Genomic DNA, 18,272 nt, shown 5'->3' with positions numbered 1-18,272 from the left:
AGAATATTTTTCCATATATGTCAATATAAACTTAATTGTTAATACATTCTAATTTCTTAACCTGTACTTGTTCATAGTACTTCTCTACTTCATCTAATTTTACAAATCCAGTTTCTATGTTCATAGCATTACTAATACCACAAGAATTAGCTAATTTAAGTAAATTTATAGTATCATAACTTCTCAAGATACCAACACTGAACCCTGCTATTGTACTGTCTCCACTACCAACGGTATTAACTGCTTCAACTTTTGGTACCTTAACTTCATATACTTCATCATTATTTAAATAAATCATTCCATCTTTTCCTAATGATATGCAAACATTTTGAGCTCCCATTTCAAGTAGTTTTAGACCTGCATATATTATTTCTTCCTTTGATTCTATATTTATATTTAATAATTGTTTAATTTCATCAGCATTCGGCTTTATTAAATATGGATTAGATTCTAACGCTACTTTTAAAGCTTCTCCAGATGTATCTAATATAAATTTTATATTATTATTTTTGCATATATTACCTATTATTTTATAATAATCTATAGGCATATTTTGACAATAACTACCTGAAGCTACTAATATCTTAGTTTCCTCTAATACACTTTCTAAATCAGCTTCAAATTTTATTAAATCTTGATCATCTATAACTGGTCCTTTTTCTAAAAACTCTGTACTAGTTAAGTTATCTTCGATTATATTCAAGCAATTTCTAGTTTCTTGATTTATGGCTGTAAATTTATTTTTTATTTCTAACTTATTAAGTTCATTTTTTATATACTCTCCATTAAATCCACCTAAAAATCCTATAGCTAAAGGTTCTTCACCCAAGATTTTACAAACCTTAGTCACATTTAAACCTTTTCCCCCTGCAGTAGCTTTTGTACTTGTAACTCTTTGTACTTCTCCTATTCCTATACTATTTACTCTATACATCCTATCTATTGATGGATTAAATGTTAATATAGTAATCATTTTCTTATCCCCCTTAAGAATTTTATTTGTATAAATCTATAGTATACATAGTATTTAAAAGTAGTCAAACCTAATTTTACACTTTAAGTATTTTTACATTGATTTTCTCAAATATTAATATAAAATACGTTAAATAAATTGTATATAATCAATTATTATGGTATCTTATTCTTTTATAGATCTTTATTTTTATACATTTTATGGAGGAATTTATATGTCATTTTTAATCTTAATAATAGGGTTCTTTTTCTTAATAAAAGGAGCTGATATATTCGTTGAAGGTGCTGCTTCAATAGCAAGAAAATTCAATGTTCCAGCTATGGTTATAGGTCTTACAATAGTTGCTATGGGTACATCAGCACCAGAAGCCGCTGTAAGTATAACATCATCATTAGCAGGTCAAAATGATATGAGTGTTGCTAACGTTATAGGGTCTAATTTCTTTAATATCCTTATGGTTCTTGGGGTTTCAGCGGTAATTGCTAAATTACCAGTTCAAAAAGAAACTATAAAGAAAGAGACTCCATTTTTGATAATAGTAAGTTCAATGTTGTTAGTATTCGGCCTAGACTTAAAAATGAATAGAATGGAAGGCCTTATATTATTATTTGTGTTTGTTTACTTCTTAATAAGTACTGTAAAAAGATCTAAGAATTCTGTTACAGAAAACTATGATTGTAGTAATGAGGTCGCTATAACAACAGATACTGAAATATCAGAAGAAATTTCTATGCCTAAAACTATATTAATATGTATAGTAGGTATAGCAGGAATAGTAATAGGTGGAGATATGGTCGTAAATTCTGCTACATCTATTGCAAAATCATTTGGTATGAGCGCAAACTTAGTTGGTTTAACTATAGTTGCTGTGGGTACATCTTTACCTGAATTTGTTACATCTATAGTTGCAATAAAAAAAGGTGAAACTGAGATAGCTATAGGAAATGTAATTGGTTCAAACTTATTTAACATATTATTAGTTTTAGGTTTAGCTGTTTTTATCAATCCTATTACTATAAGTATGTTAGCTCTTATTGATATAGCATTTATGGTTGCTATAACAATCCTTTTATATTTATTTATGAAAAAAGATTATTCACTTGTAAAAAATCAAGGCTTTATACTAATTGCTATCTATTTGGCATATATGACGTATACAGTGATTCGATAATAAACAAAAGAGTGACTTATTCTATTACTACATAGGACTATAGAATAAGTCACTCTTTTTTATACAATAAAATTATAATTATTTCTTTATTAAATAAACTGTTATTATAAACTGTATATATCTGAAAACTCTATATGACATTTTTCTATATGAAAATCCTTACTATCATAATTAAATACATACTCTTTATCTTTATCTAATAACTTAATAATCGGTATATTGAAGACAAACTCAGTTCCCTTCCCTAGTTTGCTATATACTTTTATTTTTCCACCATGCATCTCAATTATTGCCTTGACTAAAGATAAACCTATACCACTTCCCTCACACTTTCGAGTTAATAGGTTATTTGCTTGACCAAATCTATCAAATATTATATCTAATTTATCTGATGGAATACCTACACCATTATCTTTTACAGATACATTCACATTCTCTACATCATGGGATATATTAACTTCAATTGTCCCATGCTCTGATGTATACTTAATGGCATTAGATAAAAGGTTAAGTATAACCCTTTCTATCTTGTCAGGATCACAAGAGGTTACCACCTCTTCTATATCTGTATCAAATATTAGATTTATATTTTTATCCTCTACATAATCAACTACCGAAAGGGTTATATCCTCTATTACACTTATTATATTATTATTTGAAGGTATTAGATTATAATATCCAATATCTATTCTACTTATATCTATAAGATTATTTACTAATCTTAAAAGCCTATATGAATTTTGCTTTATAGTGTCTAGGTACTTAATCAAATTTTTCATACTTAAATCATTATTATCTATATTTTTTTTAGTTAACTGTGTTATACCTAATATTATGTTAATAGGTGTTTTAAATTCATGAGATATATTTGCAAAGAATTCATTTTTAATACTTTCTAAATGAACTTTCTCTTCTAACTTTCTTTTTTGTTCTTCTATGTTTTTTTGTTCTGTAATATCTTTTGCCGTTCCTATTACTATATTCTTTTCTGAATCATACTTAAAGTTCCAATCTAGCCATATAAATTTGCCATCTTTGCATCTGTATCTATTCGCTAATTTATTTGTAGTATCTATCATATCTGTAATAGATATATATTTTTCCATATCATCTATATGTATAAATTCAGTATACGAATGATTAAGCAAATCTTCTTCACTCCACCCTAATAACTTAGTCCAATTTGAATTTACACTTATAAAGCAACCATCTTCATCAAAACTAGCAACTAAATCCACAGCTGTACTTAAATAAAGTTCTAATTCTTGTTCTGTAAGTTTTCTTTTTTCATTTTCCATTTTTATTTCTTCTGAAAGCCTACAATTTTTAATAATCATAGCTATAGTATTGCATATAGATTTCATAAAATCATCTTGGTTATGAACTGGTGTGTACTTACCCTCATAAGATATATTTAGAATCCCTATAAATTCATCGTAGAGCTTAATTTTGTATGATCCTATATATTCTATAAGAGGTAAGTAGTTTTCATTTATATCATATCTTAACTGTGATTCATTTACTGGTTTTAATCCCTCATATTCTCCATTTATCATATAGTTATATTCTTCATCATTTATTAGCGGTATTATATCTATATCTTCAAAAGCCCTAATTGAATCTTTTAACTTAATGTATGGTATAAGACTACATTTTTTCTCATCATATAACAGTACCGAAAATCCACTGGCATTTGTTCCATTTATTATTTTATTTCCTATACTTTTTAATAATTCATACATATCTATATGAGAAGTTCCTATATCTAAATTTTTTAGATTAGTTATTTGTTTGTAATTATTATAAAGTTTTTCATTTATTCCTTTTTCTAGTGTTATGTCTCTTAATGTGCATACCATGTATTTAAAATCTCCATTTTCATTATATATTGGAGATTTATAAATCTCGTACCAAGCTTCTTCATCATCTATTATTGCACTTTGATTAAATGATTTATATTGTTTTGATTCTATAACCAATTTATCATCATATTTAAATTGATTGACTAAATCTTCTTCAATATAGTCTTGCATGTATGTTCCTATCATATCTTCTTGTTTTCTAAATGAAGCATCAGCAAATGCTTTATTTAAATATAAATATTTTGAATCTGCATCTTTTATATATGCCATCTTGCCCGAATTATCAATTAAATTTTCTAAATCCTCAATGGTATAATATTTATACTTTCTATCTTTAGATATAATAAAAATAGATTTATTTTTTTCAAAATAATCTACACTAATATCGCTATATACCTTTATTACTTCTTTATACTTCGAATATAAACTTAAATCGATCTTTATATCTTTTGAAAAATCTAATAAATTAGCTTTAAAATTATCTTTTGTTACTAATATATCATCTATATTCAGTTTGTATAATTCATCCTTTTCATACTTTAGCCTTGTCAATAATTTATCATTTGCAAAAACTATATTTCCATCATAGCTTATTACTAATACATATTTATCAAATTTATTAAATATAGATTTCATATATAGCTAATATCCCCCTCAATAAAAATCCCAACTCAATAATTCCTTATATTTATTATAATATTAACATTTTTTACATTTTTTTACAATTAATCTTAATTTCTATATAGTCAACAACTTTATTCCATAATCAAGTCCATTAATTTAATAAAACATTAGCAAATATTTTATATTAATAATTTGAAATACAGAAGCATAAAAGGAGAAAAAATCACTATTAAACTATAATTTTTTCTCCTTTTATTTTAATATTTGATTACATAATTAACTTTATCAATTGCTTTGACTTCATTATGTTTTTGAAAATAATCTATTATAATCTCGCTCATATCTATATTAATTTCTTTTATAATTTCAACATTTTCATAACATGGATATATAGATGTATTAGATGCACGATAGTTATTTAAAACAATAGTATAGTATTCATCTAGCTTAACTTGTTGATTATCTTTTTCCATGTATATCACACGATTGTTAAATTCTTTAGATAAATCTATCTCATATTTTAATCCACCAAATGTATCATAATTATAATTCTGTACCTTAGGAACAAGAAAATCCTTATTTATTTGAATATGTCTATCTTCTATAACAAAATAAGTAGCGCTTTTTTCAATAGCTTCTTTTAACTGACTACCTTTAATTTTTAAAACTTTTAATGTATTTGGATATGGATAATTAATTAGTACATCTCTAATTGATACATTTTTTTTAAATCCAATTGCACTATCAAATAATGATAAGGCAGAAAAATCAGCATGTGAAATATCAAGCTGAACTTCATGTAAGAAATTAATAAATGGATGACCTTTTAATCTAGCCGTAAAAATATCATCAATTATAATATCTTTATCAAAATGGCCTATTTCTTCATCCAAGTAATCCTTTAACTCAAGCTGAACATCCTTAAATATTTCTTCTAATTTTTCATCAATTTCATCATTTAATACACTAACATCAACTAGTTTATAATTAATCTCTTTCGTATCTGTATCTAAAATAATTTTAGCAAAGTTTTGACCATTATTAAGAGGTTGAGAGCAAACAACACCTTTTATTTTAGCAATCAAAGATCTATGTTGATGACCGCTTAAAATAATATCAATTGAGTCAAAGTTTTCTAAAAGTTCACTTCCTTGATTTTCTTTAGTCAAGTTTTCAGTAGGAGTCATATTTTCATCTAAGCTCTTTTCAAATCCTCCATGATAACACACTATAATAAAATCAGAATTTTTCTTTAACTCATGCTCGTATTTTCTATACATTTCTACAGGATCTAAGAAATTTATATTTGAAATATTGCTTTCATGTTCCCAGTTAGGTATAAATGATGTCGTAAGTCCAATACATGCAATTTTAAATCCATTAAAATCAAAAATTTTATATGGCTTAGTCTCAAATGGTAGTCCTTCAATATTTGCATTTAATACTTTATTTGAAACTGGTTTATATGAATTATTTAGATAGCCTAATCCATAGTTAAATTCATGATTTCCTAGAACATATACATTGTATCCTATTAATTCTAATCCTTGAATAATTGGATTATCTATTATATCTTTTTTAGATAAATAATGTGAAAGTGCTGATCCTTGAATTAGGTCTCCACAATCTATCTTTAAAGATGCATCATAGTTTTTCTCATCCTTTAATATATAACTTCCAATTTTTAATATACCAAGTGATTGATCAATTACATAATTAGTTGGATATACATATCCATGTAAATCACTTGTTTGATATATAGCAAGTTTCATAAAGTTTCTCCTTTTAGAATTAATTCTTTTATCTATAAGACTTAATCATTACGTACTTTATTTTATTGTTTAAAATAATATTTTAATAAAGATTAAAAGGGCTATCTTAAAACACAATATTAAGATAACCCCTGCATTTTATTATATTCTAATTACTTATTCCCAAATTGAATTTAAAGAGTTTTTAAATTCTTCTAATTTTTTATTTATATCAGTATTAGGAGCAGCTAATATTGATTCTAATACTGTTCCTGATTCACGGAATGCACTATCTGCACCACTTAAAATAGGATTTGTATATAAATCACTAGTTGCATCTGCTAAAATTGGGGCTATTAAACTTCCAGAGTTTTTATATTGATCTGAATCAATAGCGCTTTTTCTAACTGGTATGTATCCAGTTTCTTTAGCCCATGTAATCTGATTTTCTGTTGTAGTCATGAATTTTAAATATTCATATGCTGCAGTTCTTTGTTCTGTAGTTGCACTAGAGAACATATATACATCAGTACCTTGTTGTAAAGATGGTTTTGATGGATAAGGAGCAACACCAACTTCAAATTTATCACCAACACTTTGTTTAACAAAAGATTCTCCGGCATTAGATCCTATATACATAGCTAAAGTTCCATTACCAAATGGCCCTGATAAAAATTTGTCTGTACCTGCTATTCTAAAATAGCCTTCTTTAATACCATCTAAATAATAGTTTACAGCTTTAACTGATGCATCACTAGTTGGATCAAATTTTGAATCAAATACTACCCCTTCTTTCTTTAAAAAAGTAGTATAGTAAGTATTTAATGAGTCAAATCCAGCACCTACAATGCCTTTTTTATCTTTTATTTCTTTCGCAACCTTAGTTAATTCTTCGTAACTTGTTGGAGGTTTTATATTTAATTCATCAAATAATGTTTTGTTATACCAAATAACTTCTGTTGATTTATTAAATGGTATACCATATATTTTCCCATCTATTTTTGATGATTCTCTAAAACTTGATAAGATATCATCATAATTATCAAATTTAAGTTTATCATTGTTTATATATGCCCCTAAATCAACAAGTAAATTATCTTGTACTGCATTTAACATCCAGTCAGGATATGCCTGAGTTATTGTTGGTAAATCCTTTGGGCTTGCAAGGGTAGCAGTTATTTTTTGCTGTAAATCGGGATAGCTAGATTGATTTTGTAAAGTTACTTTTATATTAGTATTTTTATCAGTAAACTCTTTAGTTAGTTTTTGTAGGGCTTTTTCTTGTTCACCGTTCATTGCATGCCAAAATGTTATTTCTACTGGATCCTTAATTTCAGTAACTATTTCTTCATTAGTTGTTGTAGGAGCTTTACCACAAGCAGTCATTAGACCTACTGATAAAGCTATTGCTACTAGCTTTTTATACTTCATTTTTTTGCCTCCTTTTATATTGTTTGTCCTCTTTCTGGTAATAATACATCTCCTGATTCATTGTAAAGTCTTTCTGGATGATAAGAATGAATCGGAACTAAAAGCTTAGGTTTAATTAAGTTTATTATTTTAATTAAGTCATATGGATGAGCATGACCACTACATGATAATCTAACAAATTCTATATCGTGGTTATTAAATAATTCTACGAATGTTTTATATGCTGGATCAAATTCACCTAATGGAGTTGCATTAGAATGAATATAAATTCCACCTTTTTTTAATTTATCCATATGTAAAACAGCAAGTACATCTAATTGCCAGAAAAAGCGCTCTTCATCATTTAGTAATTCTTCAAAATCTATTTTGTACTTTTCATTTAATCCGTACTCTTTATCATCTAATTGATAATAATAAGACTCATATCCAGTAGCTTCCTTTAGTACATATGAGTAATATGCATCTAAAACAACTATTCTTGAATTAGTCTTTATTATATTTAAAATTCTTTCTATATTTGAAATATAATAATTAAATGTTATTTGCTTATTAGGGTTATTTTTAATTATTTCATTAATTTTATCTATTAACTGTTGTTCATTAGATATTTCTTTATCACTGATATCCTCATCAAAATCTTGAAAAGATACACTAACGCCTTCTATTAGTAATACATCACAATTTTTACTTTCCTCACAAAAATTTAATGTATCTTCTTTTCTATAACCATGAAGTCTAATATCACCAGTATATGAAATTACTAAATCTGGTGTATTAATTAATAATCCACATGCTCCATATGCATCATGATCAACCGGAATTACCTTAACCTGAATCTTTCCAACTTCAATAATTTCATTTTCTTTTACTCCAACGATATCTCTAGTATTTGAGTTTTTCTTTTCATGAAAAGGAAAAAGAAAATCGTCATTAATATTTAAAGTATTAAGCAACGATTTTGTACCTTCTAAGGTATACATCGGTATATTTGGATTCAAATAATTAACAATCTTAGAGTGATCTAAATGAACATGCGATAAAAATACCGCAGTGTATTTAAAATCATCTTCATATGACTTATATCCTCTTATATGTATACTTGGATCATATATATTGTTTAAATATGGAACTAATCCTTCATCTAATAAACCTTGTAAGTCTGTAGGTTGTACTTCTGATGCTGGGTCATATTCACTTCCAAAGTCAAAGAATATATGGCTATCTTCATAGGAAACTTCTATAATAGTTCCTCCTATAGTTAAAATTCCATTATGAAATGTAATTTTCGTTTTTTTATCCTTTAATACCACTCTTAACAACTCCTCTGATTATTTGTTTTCTAAAAATTAAATATAAAATTAAAATTGGTACTATAGCTATTGTAGATGCAGCCATCTGTAGTTGAACATTTGTACCACTTTCAGTAGCGAATGAGCTTAATCCATTACTCAACAACCTCATTTCTTTGCTATTAGTAACAAGGATTGGCCATAAGAATGAATTCCATCCATTAATAAAACTTAATATTCCCATAGTGAATAACGACGGTTTTGCTAATGGAATTAATATTCTACGAATAAATTCTAAATCACTGCATCCATCAATTTTTGCTGCTTTATAATAAGATAAAGGTATACTTGCAAGATATCCATTTAAATAAAATATATAAAATACACTTGCAAGAGATGGTACTATTAAAGCGGTGTATGTGTCTAGTAGTCCAAGTTGTGCTATAGTTTGATAATTTGTAAATACTGTAACTTCATATGGCACCATAAGTAGTGCTGCCATACATAATATAACGACATTTTTATATTTAAACTCTAATTTAACTAATGCAAATGCCGCAAGAATAGAAGTTATTAAAGTTCCTATTGTTGATAGTCCTGCAACTATAATAGTGTTGAAAAAATATCTAACAAATGGAGCTTGCTCCATTGCTAAACGGAAGTTTTCCCATTGAAAATGTTTAGGTATTAATGTTGGTGGTAAACTAGTTGCCTCTTGAAAAGTCATAAAACTTGATAAAATCATATATACAAAAGGAAACAATGTAATTACCGACATAATAATAATAAATATATACGATAAAACTGAATTAAATTTTTTCATGTTTTCACCTACTTAGATATTCTCTTTAGTACAAAGTTTTGAATTACTGTGAAAATTAAAATTAAAATAAATAGTATAACTGCAGCTGCCATACCTTGACCATATCGATTTTCAACATAGAACTTATTGAAAATATAAAAAACAGCAGTAGTAGCACTATCTGCGATACCAGCTTTTCCATTAAATATAGCAAACACTTGTGAATATACCTTAAATGCATTTATAAAGTTTACCATTAGTAAAAATGTAATGATTGGTATCATTTGTGGTAATGTTATCCTAAAAAATTGTTCTTTCTTTGTTGCACCAAACATATCTGCAACTTTATAATAACTATCATCTACATTTCTTAATCCTGAAAGTAATATAATTATATTAAATGCAAGTGATGACCAAATACCAAATATAATAAGAGTAAACATACTCATTTTAGGGTCATCTAAGAAATTTATTGGTCCAATTCTTATTAATCCTAATAGATAATTAACAAAACCATAATCCCCATTTAATAAAAATCTAAATACAATACCAACTGCGATTATACTTGTTAAATATGGTATGAAGAATATAGTTTCAAAAACATCTTTGTATCTTATTTTTTCATAAATTGTAACTGCAATAAACATAGATATTATAAGTCCTACAGGAACAACTATAAAAGCGTAAAGTGATGTATTTCCAATTGCTGTATGAAATTTAGGGTCATTTAAAACAATTTGGTAATTTCTTGTACCATTGTAAACTAAATTATTTAAAGTTCCTTTTTGGAAAGATATAATGAAGGTTCTAAATAATGGGAATACATTAAATATCCCTATTATTATCAAAGCAGGTAATAAGAACAGCCATGCTTGTGGTGAGTTTTCAGCACTGTATTTTAATTTTCTCATTAGTACACTCTAACTCCATTCTCTTTAAATATATAAATGCTATTGTAATCAATATCAAATCCTACTCCTTCACCTTCAGTTATCTTATTATGCGTATCTGTAACTGATTTTGAAATCTTACCATTAACATAAAAGTTTAAAATGCAATCTTTTCCTATTAATTCAGTAGATTCAATTTTAACTCTAAATAAAGGATTTTTACTTAATTCAAAATACTCTGCCCTAATTCCAACAACATAATTTTCTTCATTCAATTCATCTTTAAATCTATTCTTATTTAATAAATTTATATCAATTGAAAAATCATCACCTTTTAATACATTTCCTTCTTTTTTCATTTCATAAGTATTAATTATTGGATTTCCCATAAACTTAGCTACAAATAAATTAGCTGGTTCTAAGTATAAATTTTGAGGCATATCAAATTGTTGCACAATTCCTTGGTTCATCAAGACTATTCTGTCACTTATAGATAAAGCTTCTTCTTGGTCATGAGTTACAAATATGGTCGTAATACCAATCTCCTTAACTAATCTTCTAATTTCTTCTCTTATTTTTAATCTAAGTCTTGCATCTAAATTACTTAATGGCTCATCTAGCAATAATATCTTAGGATTTTGAACTAATGCCCTTGTTATAGCAACTCTTTGTTGCTGACCCCCTGACATTTCTCCTGGCTTTTTATCTGCTAACTCTTCAATACTTGTAACTTTCATATATTTTTTTGCAGCTTCGAAGGCTTCACTCTTTGTTTTTTTATTTTTTCCAACAGTAAGAGGAAACATAACATTCTCTAGAACACTCATATGTGGATATAGTGCATAGTTTTGAAATACTAAACCAATATTTCTATCTTTTGGATGCTTTCCAATTATCGATTCATTATCAAATCTAATATCACCACTAGTAGGGTCTAATAAGCCTGCTAGTAAATTAAGAATTGTTGTTTTTCCACAACCACTAGGACCTAATAAACAAATAAGTTCTCCTTCATTTATTTCTAGGTCAATGCTTTTTAAAGCTTCATAGCCGTTATCATAAACTTTTTTAAGTTTCTCAATATGTATCATATTTCACCTCTAATATTCTATTTTAATTTTTATATTTGCACTAATCCATAAACAATATAATCATACTAATTCACTCTTATATTCTCTTTAATTTATTATGTTCAAAAAATAAATATTTATTTGAGTACAAAGAATATAATGTTTTAAATTATAAAATTAAATAAAGCCCACAGACAATTTGCATCGTCTATGAGCTTTTATAGTTTTTATATTTTGTTTTTACATTAAACTTTAATAATAAACTATAACTCCACAAGCTAATCTAGATCCAGCATTTCCTGCAGGTTGTGATGTAAAATCATCATAACCTTGATGCAATATAAATGACTTTCCTATAACTTGATCAACAGTGAATCTATTAGTATAAAAAGAAAGTATACCTACCCCATTTGCAGATAAAATTGGTGGTAAGTCTCCAGCATGCATAGGATGCTCTGCACCAGTTGGATTATAATGTGATTTAGCAGCTGTAAAAGGATCATTCGCATTACCTACTGTACAATCCCCAACTTCATGGATATGAAATCCATGAAAGGAACTAGTTTGATTATTTATATTAGGAATACCAGTTATATAAGCTTTAATATAAACCCCTTCATCTAACTGGTATAAAAATATATCACCTACAATACATGGTGCTAATGGTCCTCCTTTTATACGTGCATATGCATTTGGTTTAGACGCATTATATAAACCAAATATTTGTTGTATATCATATTTGTGACAAGAAGAATTATCCATATCTACCTCCCTAAGCTATAATAATTTTATTTCACAAGGTATTTTATGATTTATTTATATATAATGTTAACTTTAAATATTAATATATAACTTAATTAGTTATCCTAGGATTTCTAAAATAAAAAGATATTGACTATTTGGTCAATATCTTTTCAAAATTTAATGTGATATATTAATTTATTTTTCAGGTAAAATAATTATAAATTTCGTTCCTTTATCCTTTTCACTTTCAACATATATTTCTCCATTGTGTAAGTCTATAATATGCTTAGTAATAGTTAATCCTAATCCACTTCCACCTTTAACTTCAGTATTTTCATCAAGTATCTGATTAAATCTATTAAAAATTGTTTCATGATATTTTTTAGCTATACCAATTCCCGTATCTTCTATACTTATCATTACTCTTTTGCCCAAGTCTTTTATATCAACTTTAATAGTTCCATCTTTTGGTGTAAATTTAGATGCATTACTTAATAAATTCACAATACACCTTTCAATCTCATATTTATCACATCTTATTATTTTTTCTTCTACATCTGTATCAATTATAAAATTGATACCTAAAGATTCTATAGCATCCTTTAGACCTAGTGCAGTTTCTTCTACTATATAAACAATATCTTGTTCTTGTAAAGTAATTTTATATTTTCCATTTTCAACCTTAGTTGTATCTATTATATTATTTATTAAGTTTAATAGTCTAGTAATGTTTTTCTTCATTACGTCCATATAGTATTCTAATTTTTCTTTAGTTATGCCTTTTTCTGACTTACTAAGATTTGTAATTAACTGTTCTACTGAACTAATTACATTTAAAGGCGTTCTTAGTTCATGCGAAAGGTTTATAAAGTAATTATTTTTACTTCTTTCTGCTTCTATAACTTTATTCAGTAGTTCGCTATTTTTTTGCATCTCTTTATTTAATTCTTGAGTTCTTTTGTTTATCAATGCATCTAATCTTCTTACCTTAGTTATTTGCATATAGATCACAGTTAAGAATACTCCTACATATAATACTATTGCCCCCTTAGTTTTCCATAAAGGTTGATTTACTGTAAAACTTATACTGCTTTCTTTTCCAATAGTACCATTCTGACTTCTTGCTTTTATCTTGAATGTATACTTTCCTGGATCTAGTTTATTAAATATTACTTCATTACTATTCACTAATATCCAATCTTCTATGTATCCTTCTAACTTGTAATAAAACTGTACATTATTATTTTTCTTATATTCTGGTATAAAATATTTTATTCTGAATAAATTATCATTATAATTAAAATTTAAACCGTCTATATTGCTGTAATTCTTACCTCCTACTTCAAAATTATCAAAAGTTATTTTTGGGATATATTGTGAGTCTTGAACATCTTCTGGATAAAAAGCATTTAACCCCTTTACTCCTCCAAATAAAAATTGACCATCTTTTGTTTTATAATAGGCCTTTCCATTGAATTCATTACTCTGTAATCCATCTGTACTGCTTAAGTTTCTAAATTTATTTTCCTTAATATCAAACTTAGAAATTCCATTATTTGTACTCATCCATGGATTTCCGTCATTATCAATTAGAACGCCATAAATAGTATTGTTAGGTAAACCATCTTTATCAGTATATCGTTTAAAATTTTCTGTAGTTTTATTGAATTTAACTAAGCCTTCACTCGTCCCAATCCATAAATTTCCAGTCTCATCTTCTATTATAGACCTTATACTATTAATATCGTCTTCGTTATCTTTATTATTTGTATCAAAAGTCATATAAACTTTTATACTTTCATCCTTTGGATTAATTTTTATTAATCCTCCTAATATAAAATTTCCAATCCAATACGTTCCACTACTATCTTCATAAATATCTTCAATATAGGTATCTAATATTCCATGTTCATTAAGAGTATTTGTAATATCTATAATTTCATTTGTTTTTGTATTTAAGATATTAAGTCCATCAGGAGTTCCTATCCATAAGTAACCCTTACTATCTAAAAGTAAACTTTTTATATTATTACTTACTAATCCATTTTCAATGGTATACTTTTTTACAATCATAGTATCTTTATCTACTTCATTTACACCATTCCTAGTTCCTATCCATACTCTATTTCCTTTTCCTGTAATTACTTTTATAGAATCGCTACTTAAATCATAATTACTATTACCTTCATTAATATAATTAAATTCATTTTCTTTCATATTAATAATATTTACACCTTTATCTCTAGTTCCTACCCATAATAAACCCTCTTCATCCTCATAAATTCCATGAATAACATTATTGCTTAATGAGTTTTTATCAAGAGGGTCATTCTTATATTGCTTTATATGCTCTGTTGGGTCAAATATACTTATACCCGTATATGTTCCAACCCATATCAAACCAGTACTATCTTCTATAATAGTATATACAGTATCATTAATTAAACTATTATTATCATAACTTTTATTAGTATACGTAATAAATTTATCATCTTTAATATATTTACTTAGACCTTTTTCCGTTGCTATCCATATGGTTCCATATTTATCCTGTATCATATCTCTAACACCATTTGACGGTATAGAAAATTTATTATTTTCGTCAAATGTATATGTTATAATTTTATTAGTTTTTATATTTAATTTTTTTATTCCATTTTCATATGTTGATATCCATAAATTCCCTCCATTATCACACATAAGAGAGTTAATTTTATACCCACTTGAAGAATTCTCTTTATTAGATTCATATTTATAAATTCTTTTATTCTTCTTATCTACTTTATTTATCCCAGTATCAGTTGCTATCCATATATTATTCTCTGAATCCTCTTTAATATCTATTATATCTTGACTTGTTAATATATTTTTATTCTCAAGTATCCTTTTAAAACTATCATTTTCTTCATTATAATAATACAAACCATTGCTAGTGCCCATTACAATAGTTTCATCTTCAGTAATTAAAATACTATTTATATTATAATAAGGAGTCCTCTTATCATCATTATAATAGCTATAGTTAACTATAGAGTAATTATCTAGGTTTATTTTACTTATACCATTATCAGTTCCAACCCATAAGTTTCTTTTTTTATCCTCACTTATGCTTAAAATGTGGTTACTAGCTATAGTATTCTCAATCCCTTTATCGGCTTTATATACTTTTATTTCAAACCCATTATATCTATTCAATCCATCATTGGTTCCTATCCATATATATCCTCGACTATCTTGATACATTGCTTCTACTGTAGATTGTGATAATCCATCGTCAATTGTTATATTTTCAAAGTTTATATGCTCCTCAGCATATGCATTATCTACAAATCTATTTACAAATATCAAAGTTATTATAATCATTATAATATTTTTGTACATTTTCATTTTTATATCACCTTTTATCATTAAAATTCGTCATATCGTGACATTAAATTAATTATACTATAATTAGATATTATTTTATACTTAATATAAAAAACGTACCGATTTTTAATCAGTACGTTTCATACATTTTAATAATTTATATAGAATTATCTAAGTTACTACTTCATAAATATCAGATAACTCTAACTCAATATTTGAGTTATTAATATTATAAGTTTCATAATAAGAGTCGTTTAAACATTCATTAGGCAATTGTATCTTAAATATACTACCTACGTTAACTTCACTATCTACAGTTATATTTCCATTGTGTAAATCTATCATTGATTTAACAATACTTAGTCCTATCCCACTTCCTTCATTCATACGCGTGAAGGATTTATCTACTTGGACAAATTTATCAAATATAATGTGTTTTACATTATCATTTATTCCTATCCCTTCATCCTTAACTTCTATTTGAACCCACTTTTCTTTAACTGTTAAATCAACATATATATTCTTATTTTGCTTTGAAAACTTTATAGCATTTGATAATAAGTTAAGTAATACTCTTTCAATCATAGTAGGATCACATTTAATTGTATGTTCTTCAACATTAGTATCAAATTGTATATTTATAGATTTTAATAATGCATAATTTACAACCGATAATGTTATATCTTCTGAAATAGATACTATATCATAGTTACCAAAGTTAGGTTTCAAAATACCTGTATCTATATTAGATATATCCATAACATTATTTATTAATCTTAACATTCTTTTACAATTTACATGTAATGGCTTTTTATACTTCTCATACATTAACTTAAAATCTAAATCCTCATTTTCGCTCATTCTATCCAGTAACTGAACTGTAGAATAAAATATATTTAAAGGTGTTCTCAATTCATGAGAAATATTAGATATAAATTCATTTTTCTCTTTATCATAAACTTTAAATTTTTCTAATTCTAGTTCTAAACTTATTTCATCAGAAATATCCATATATGTAGCTGCAATAGCTTTATATCCTTCGGCTGTATTTATTAATTGAACAGAGCAGTCTATAGTTTTATTATATTTTTCATTTTTTACTATTCCCCTCCATCCTCCATTTTCATTTACAAATTTAATTATTTCATCTTTATTATCTAATGAATTTATTTTATCTTTTAATATTGAATTTAATTTATGCATATCAACATTATCTGTTCCACAGTAATTTTCTTTTAATTTTTTATTTGCATATAATATATCTTCATTTTCATCACATATAAACATAAAGCTATGCATATTTCTATCACTTAAATTGTAAAAAATACTTAATTTATCATTTAAAACTTTTGTTCTCTGTATATACATATATAATTCAATAAATCCACCAGCAATGACTATTAAAGAAAATATATATGTTAAAGATACAGAGGTCAATTTAACATTGAATGATATTCTATTTGCTCCATATATTGCATAAGCTGCTTTTATTGCAAGCATTAATATACTTGCACTTAAAACTACAAATAAATATTCTTTTTCTTTTATCCCCTTTAATACTAATTTAAACGAGCATATAATATAAACTACCATTAAAAATAAATTATACATTATGAAAAATTTACTACTTTCGTATATACTAACAGTATTTAATCTATTCTCTAAAAAACCAAATAGTATTGAATACACTATTATAAATAATATTGAAGCTATTTTATTATGAGTGAGTAAATTTCTTAACTTATTATTTGATGAAATTGCAATTATAAGTATAAAAATCCTTAGCATTGATGTTGATACAATAATATAGTTTGAAAGAGTAAATTCAACATAGTAAAAACTAAGATAATCAACTTGACCTAAAATTATTCCCATAGCAAGACATAGATACATTAGCGAAATAATAAATACAATATCATTTTTTATCCTAAATATGATATTAAACAACTCCCAAATGCTATTATCGCAAGTATAGAATTAAACGATCTTACAAATCCTAGAGTAAATTCCAAGTGCGGTGTATTAATATCTCCCAAAAAGAGACGGTTACTAACTAATGCTACTGATATTAATGATAGAATAATTACTATGTATCCAAATAACCTTTTTTCTTTGTCTTTAAATTCTTTATCCTTCGAAATTTTTATCATAATAAAATCCCCCCCTATCTAGCGCATATTTCAGTATATCATAATGATAAACTTTTTTTGTTACATTTTGTTTAATTATTTCAATATAATAAAAATGCCCCAAGAGGATTAAAAATCCTCTTGAGGCATTTAATTACTATTATATAAAG

Annotated in this window: 13 protein-coding genes; 1 reads left to right on the top strand and 12 read right to left on the bottom strand. The window is 26.1% G+C overall.

Going from position 1 to position 18,272, the window contains the following annotated elements; translation table 11 throughout:
• Positions 1–31: 31 nt before the first annotated feature.
• Positions 32–973, bottom strand: a complete 942-nt coding sequence (gene pfkB, locus H8923_RS10600) for a 1-phosphofructokinase (protein ID WP_153924679.1) — start codon at positions 971–973, stop codon at positions 32–34.
• A gap of 214 nt (positions 974–1,187) precedes the next feature.
• On the opposite strand from pfkB, the gene H8923_RS10595 reads away from it, so the two are divergent.
• Complete coding sequence (locus H8923_RS10595) at positions 1,188–2,144, top strand: calcium/sodium antiporter (RefSeq protein ID WP_153924676.1); 957 nt, start codon at positions 1,188–1,190, stop codon at positions 2,142–2,144.
• 104 nt (positions 2,145–2,248) lie between these two features.
• Here the strand turns inward: H8923_RS10595 and H8923_RS10590 are convergent, their stop codons facing one another.
• The 11 genes from H8923_RS10590 to H8923_RS10540 all read right to left on the bottom strand — a co-directional run bounded on the left by H8923_RS10590 (position 2,249) and on the right by H8923_RS10540 (position 18,123).
• Positions 2,249–4,642: a PAS domain S-box protein gene (locus H8923_RS10590; protein WP_153924673.1), complete on the bottom strand. Its 2,394-nt coding sequence runs from the start codon at positions 4,640–4,642 to the stop codon at positions 2,249–2,251.
• A 245-nt stretch (positions 4,643–4,887) separates the two neighbouring features.
• Positions 4,888–6,402, bottom strand: coding sequence for a bifunctional metallophosphatase/5'-nucleotidase (locus H8923_RS10585; protein ID WP_153924670.1), 1,515 nt, complete (start codon positions 6,400–6,402; stop codon positions 4,888–4,890).
• Between the two features lie 156 nt (positions 6,403–6,558).
• On the bottom strand, positions 6,559–7,812 hold the full coding sequence (locus tag H8923_RS10580; RefSeq protein ID WP_153924668.1) for an ABC transporter substrate-binding protein: 1,254 nt from the start codon (positions 7,810–7,812) through the stop codon (positions 6,559–6,561).
• 14 nt (positions 7,813–7,826) lie between these two features.
• The gene (locus H8923_RS10575; protein WP_187127912.1) at positions 7,827–9,122 is read right to left on the bottom strand and encodes an MBL fold metallo-hydrolase; all 1,296 of its coding nucleotides are present in this window, start codon (positions 9,120–9,122) and stop codon (positions 7,827–7,829) included.
• Complete coding sequence (locus H8923_RS10570) at positions 9,106–9,924, bottom strand: carbohydrate ABC transporter permease (RefSeq protein ID WP_153924665.1); 819 nt, start codon at positions 9,922–9,924, stop codon at positions 9,106–9,108. The genes H8923_RS10575 and H8923_RS10570 overlap by 17 nt, the downstream gene beginning before the upstream one ends.
• Positions 9,925–9,932: 8 nt before the next feature.
• Positions 9,933–10,814: a carbohydrate ABC transporter permease gene (locus H8923_RS10565; RefSeq protein WP_147541316.1), complete on the bottom strand. Its 882-nt coding sequence runs from the start codon at positions 10,812–10,814 to the stop codon at positions 9,933–9,935.
• A complete protein-coding gene (locus H8923_RS10560) occupies positions 10,814–11,884 on the bottom strand; it encodes an ABC transporter ATP-binding protein (protein WP_153924663.1) in 1,071 nt (356 codons plus the stop codon). Before H8923_RS10560 ends, H8923_RS10565 begins: the two co-directional genes overlap by 1 nt.
• Before the next feature lie 231 nt (positions 11,885–12,115).
• Positions 12,116–12,625 carry a superoxide dismutase family protein gene (locus tag H8923_RS10555; RefSeq protein ID WP_147541318.1) on the bottom strand — a complete coding sequence of 170 codons (510 nt, stop codon included), beginning with the start codon at positions 12,623–12,625 and terminating at the stop codon, positions 12,116–12,118.
• Between the two features lie 177 nt (positions 12,626–12,802).
• Positions 12,803–15,994 (bottom strand): ligand-binding sensor domain-containing protein, encoded by a 3,192-nt coding sequence (locus H8923_RS10550; RefSeq protein WP_243139888.1) that lies wholly within the window; start codon positions 15,992–15,994, stop codon positions 12,803–12,805.
• A gap of 150 nt (positions 15,995–16,144) precedes the next feature.
• A complete protein-coding gene (locus H8923_RS10545; protein ID WP_153924660.1) occupies positions 16,145–17,920 on the bottom strand; it encodes a sensor histidine kinase in 1,776 nt (591 codons plus the stop codon).
• Entirely contained in the window at positions 17,896–18,123 is a 228-nt protein-coding gene (locus H8923_RS10540) for a hypothetical protein (RefSeq protein ID WP_153924658.1), read from the bottom strand. The genes H8923_RS10545 and H8923_RS10540 overlap by 25 nt, the downstream gene beginning before the upstream one ends.
• Positions 18,124–18,272 lie beyond the last annotated feature (149 nt).

This window comes from Romboutsia faecis (assembly GCF_014323405.1).
GTDB lineage: Bacteria > Bacillota > Clostridia > Peptostreptococcales > Peptostreptococcaceae > Romboutsia_E > Romboutsia_E faecis.
This window is presented reverse-complemented; position numbering and strand designations above follow the sequence as displayed.

What these genes read in the sequence shown, in the direction of transcription:
- pfkB (WP_153924679.1), bottom strand. Translation starts at nt 973, where the DNA reads ATGATTACTATATTAACATTTAATCCATCAATAGATAGGATGTATAGA.
- H8923_RS10595 (WP_153924676.1), top strand. Translation starts at nt 1,188, where the DNA reads ATGTCATTTTTAATCTTAATAATAGGGTTCTTTTTCTTAATAAAAGGA.
- H8923_RS10590 (WP_153924673.1), bottom strand. Translation starts at nt 4,642, where the DNA reads ATGAAATCTATATTTAATAAATTTGATAAATATGTATTAGTAATAAGC.
- H8923_RS10585 (WP_153924670.1), bottom strand. Translation starts at nt 6,402, where the DNA reads ATGAAACTTGCTATATATCAAACAAGTGATTTACATGGATATGTATAT.
- H8923_RS10580 (WP_153924668.1), bottom strand. Translation starts at nt 7,812, where the DNA reads ATGAAGTATAAAAAGCTAGTAGCAATAGCTTTATCAGTAGGTCTAATG.
- H8923_RS10570 (WP_153924665.1), bottom strand. Translation starts at nt 9,924, where the DNA reads ATGAAAAAATTTAATTCAGTTTTATCGTATATATTTATTATTATTATG.
- H8923_RS10565 (WP_147541316.1), bottom strand. Translation starts at nt 10,814, where the DNA reads ATGAGAAAATTAAAATACAGTGCTGAAAACTCACCACAAGCATGGCTG.
- H8923_RS10560 (WP_153924663.1), bottom strand. Translation starts at nt 11,884, where the DNA reads ATGATACATATTGAGAAACTTAAAAAAGTTTATGATAACGGCTATGAA.
- H8923_RS10555 (WP_147541318.1), bottom strand. Translation starts at nt 12,625, where the DNA reads ATGGATAATTCTTCTTGTCACAAATATGATATACAACAAATATTTGGT.
- H8923_RS10550 (WP_243139888.1), bottom strand. Translation starts at nt 15,994, where the DNA reads ATGAAAATGTACAAAAATATTATAATGATTATAATAACTTTGATATTT.
- H8923_RS10540 (WP_153924658.1), bottom strand. Translation starts at nt 18,123, where the DNA reads ATGATAAAAATTTCGAAGGATAAAGAATTTAAAGACAAAGAAAAAAGG.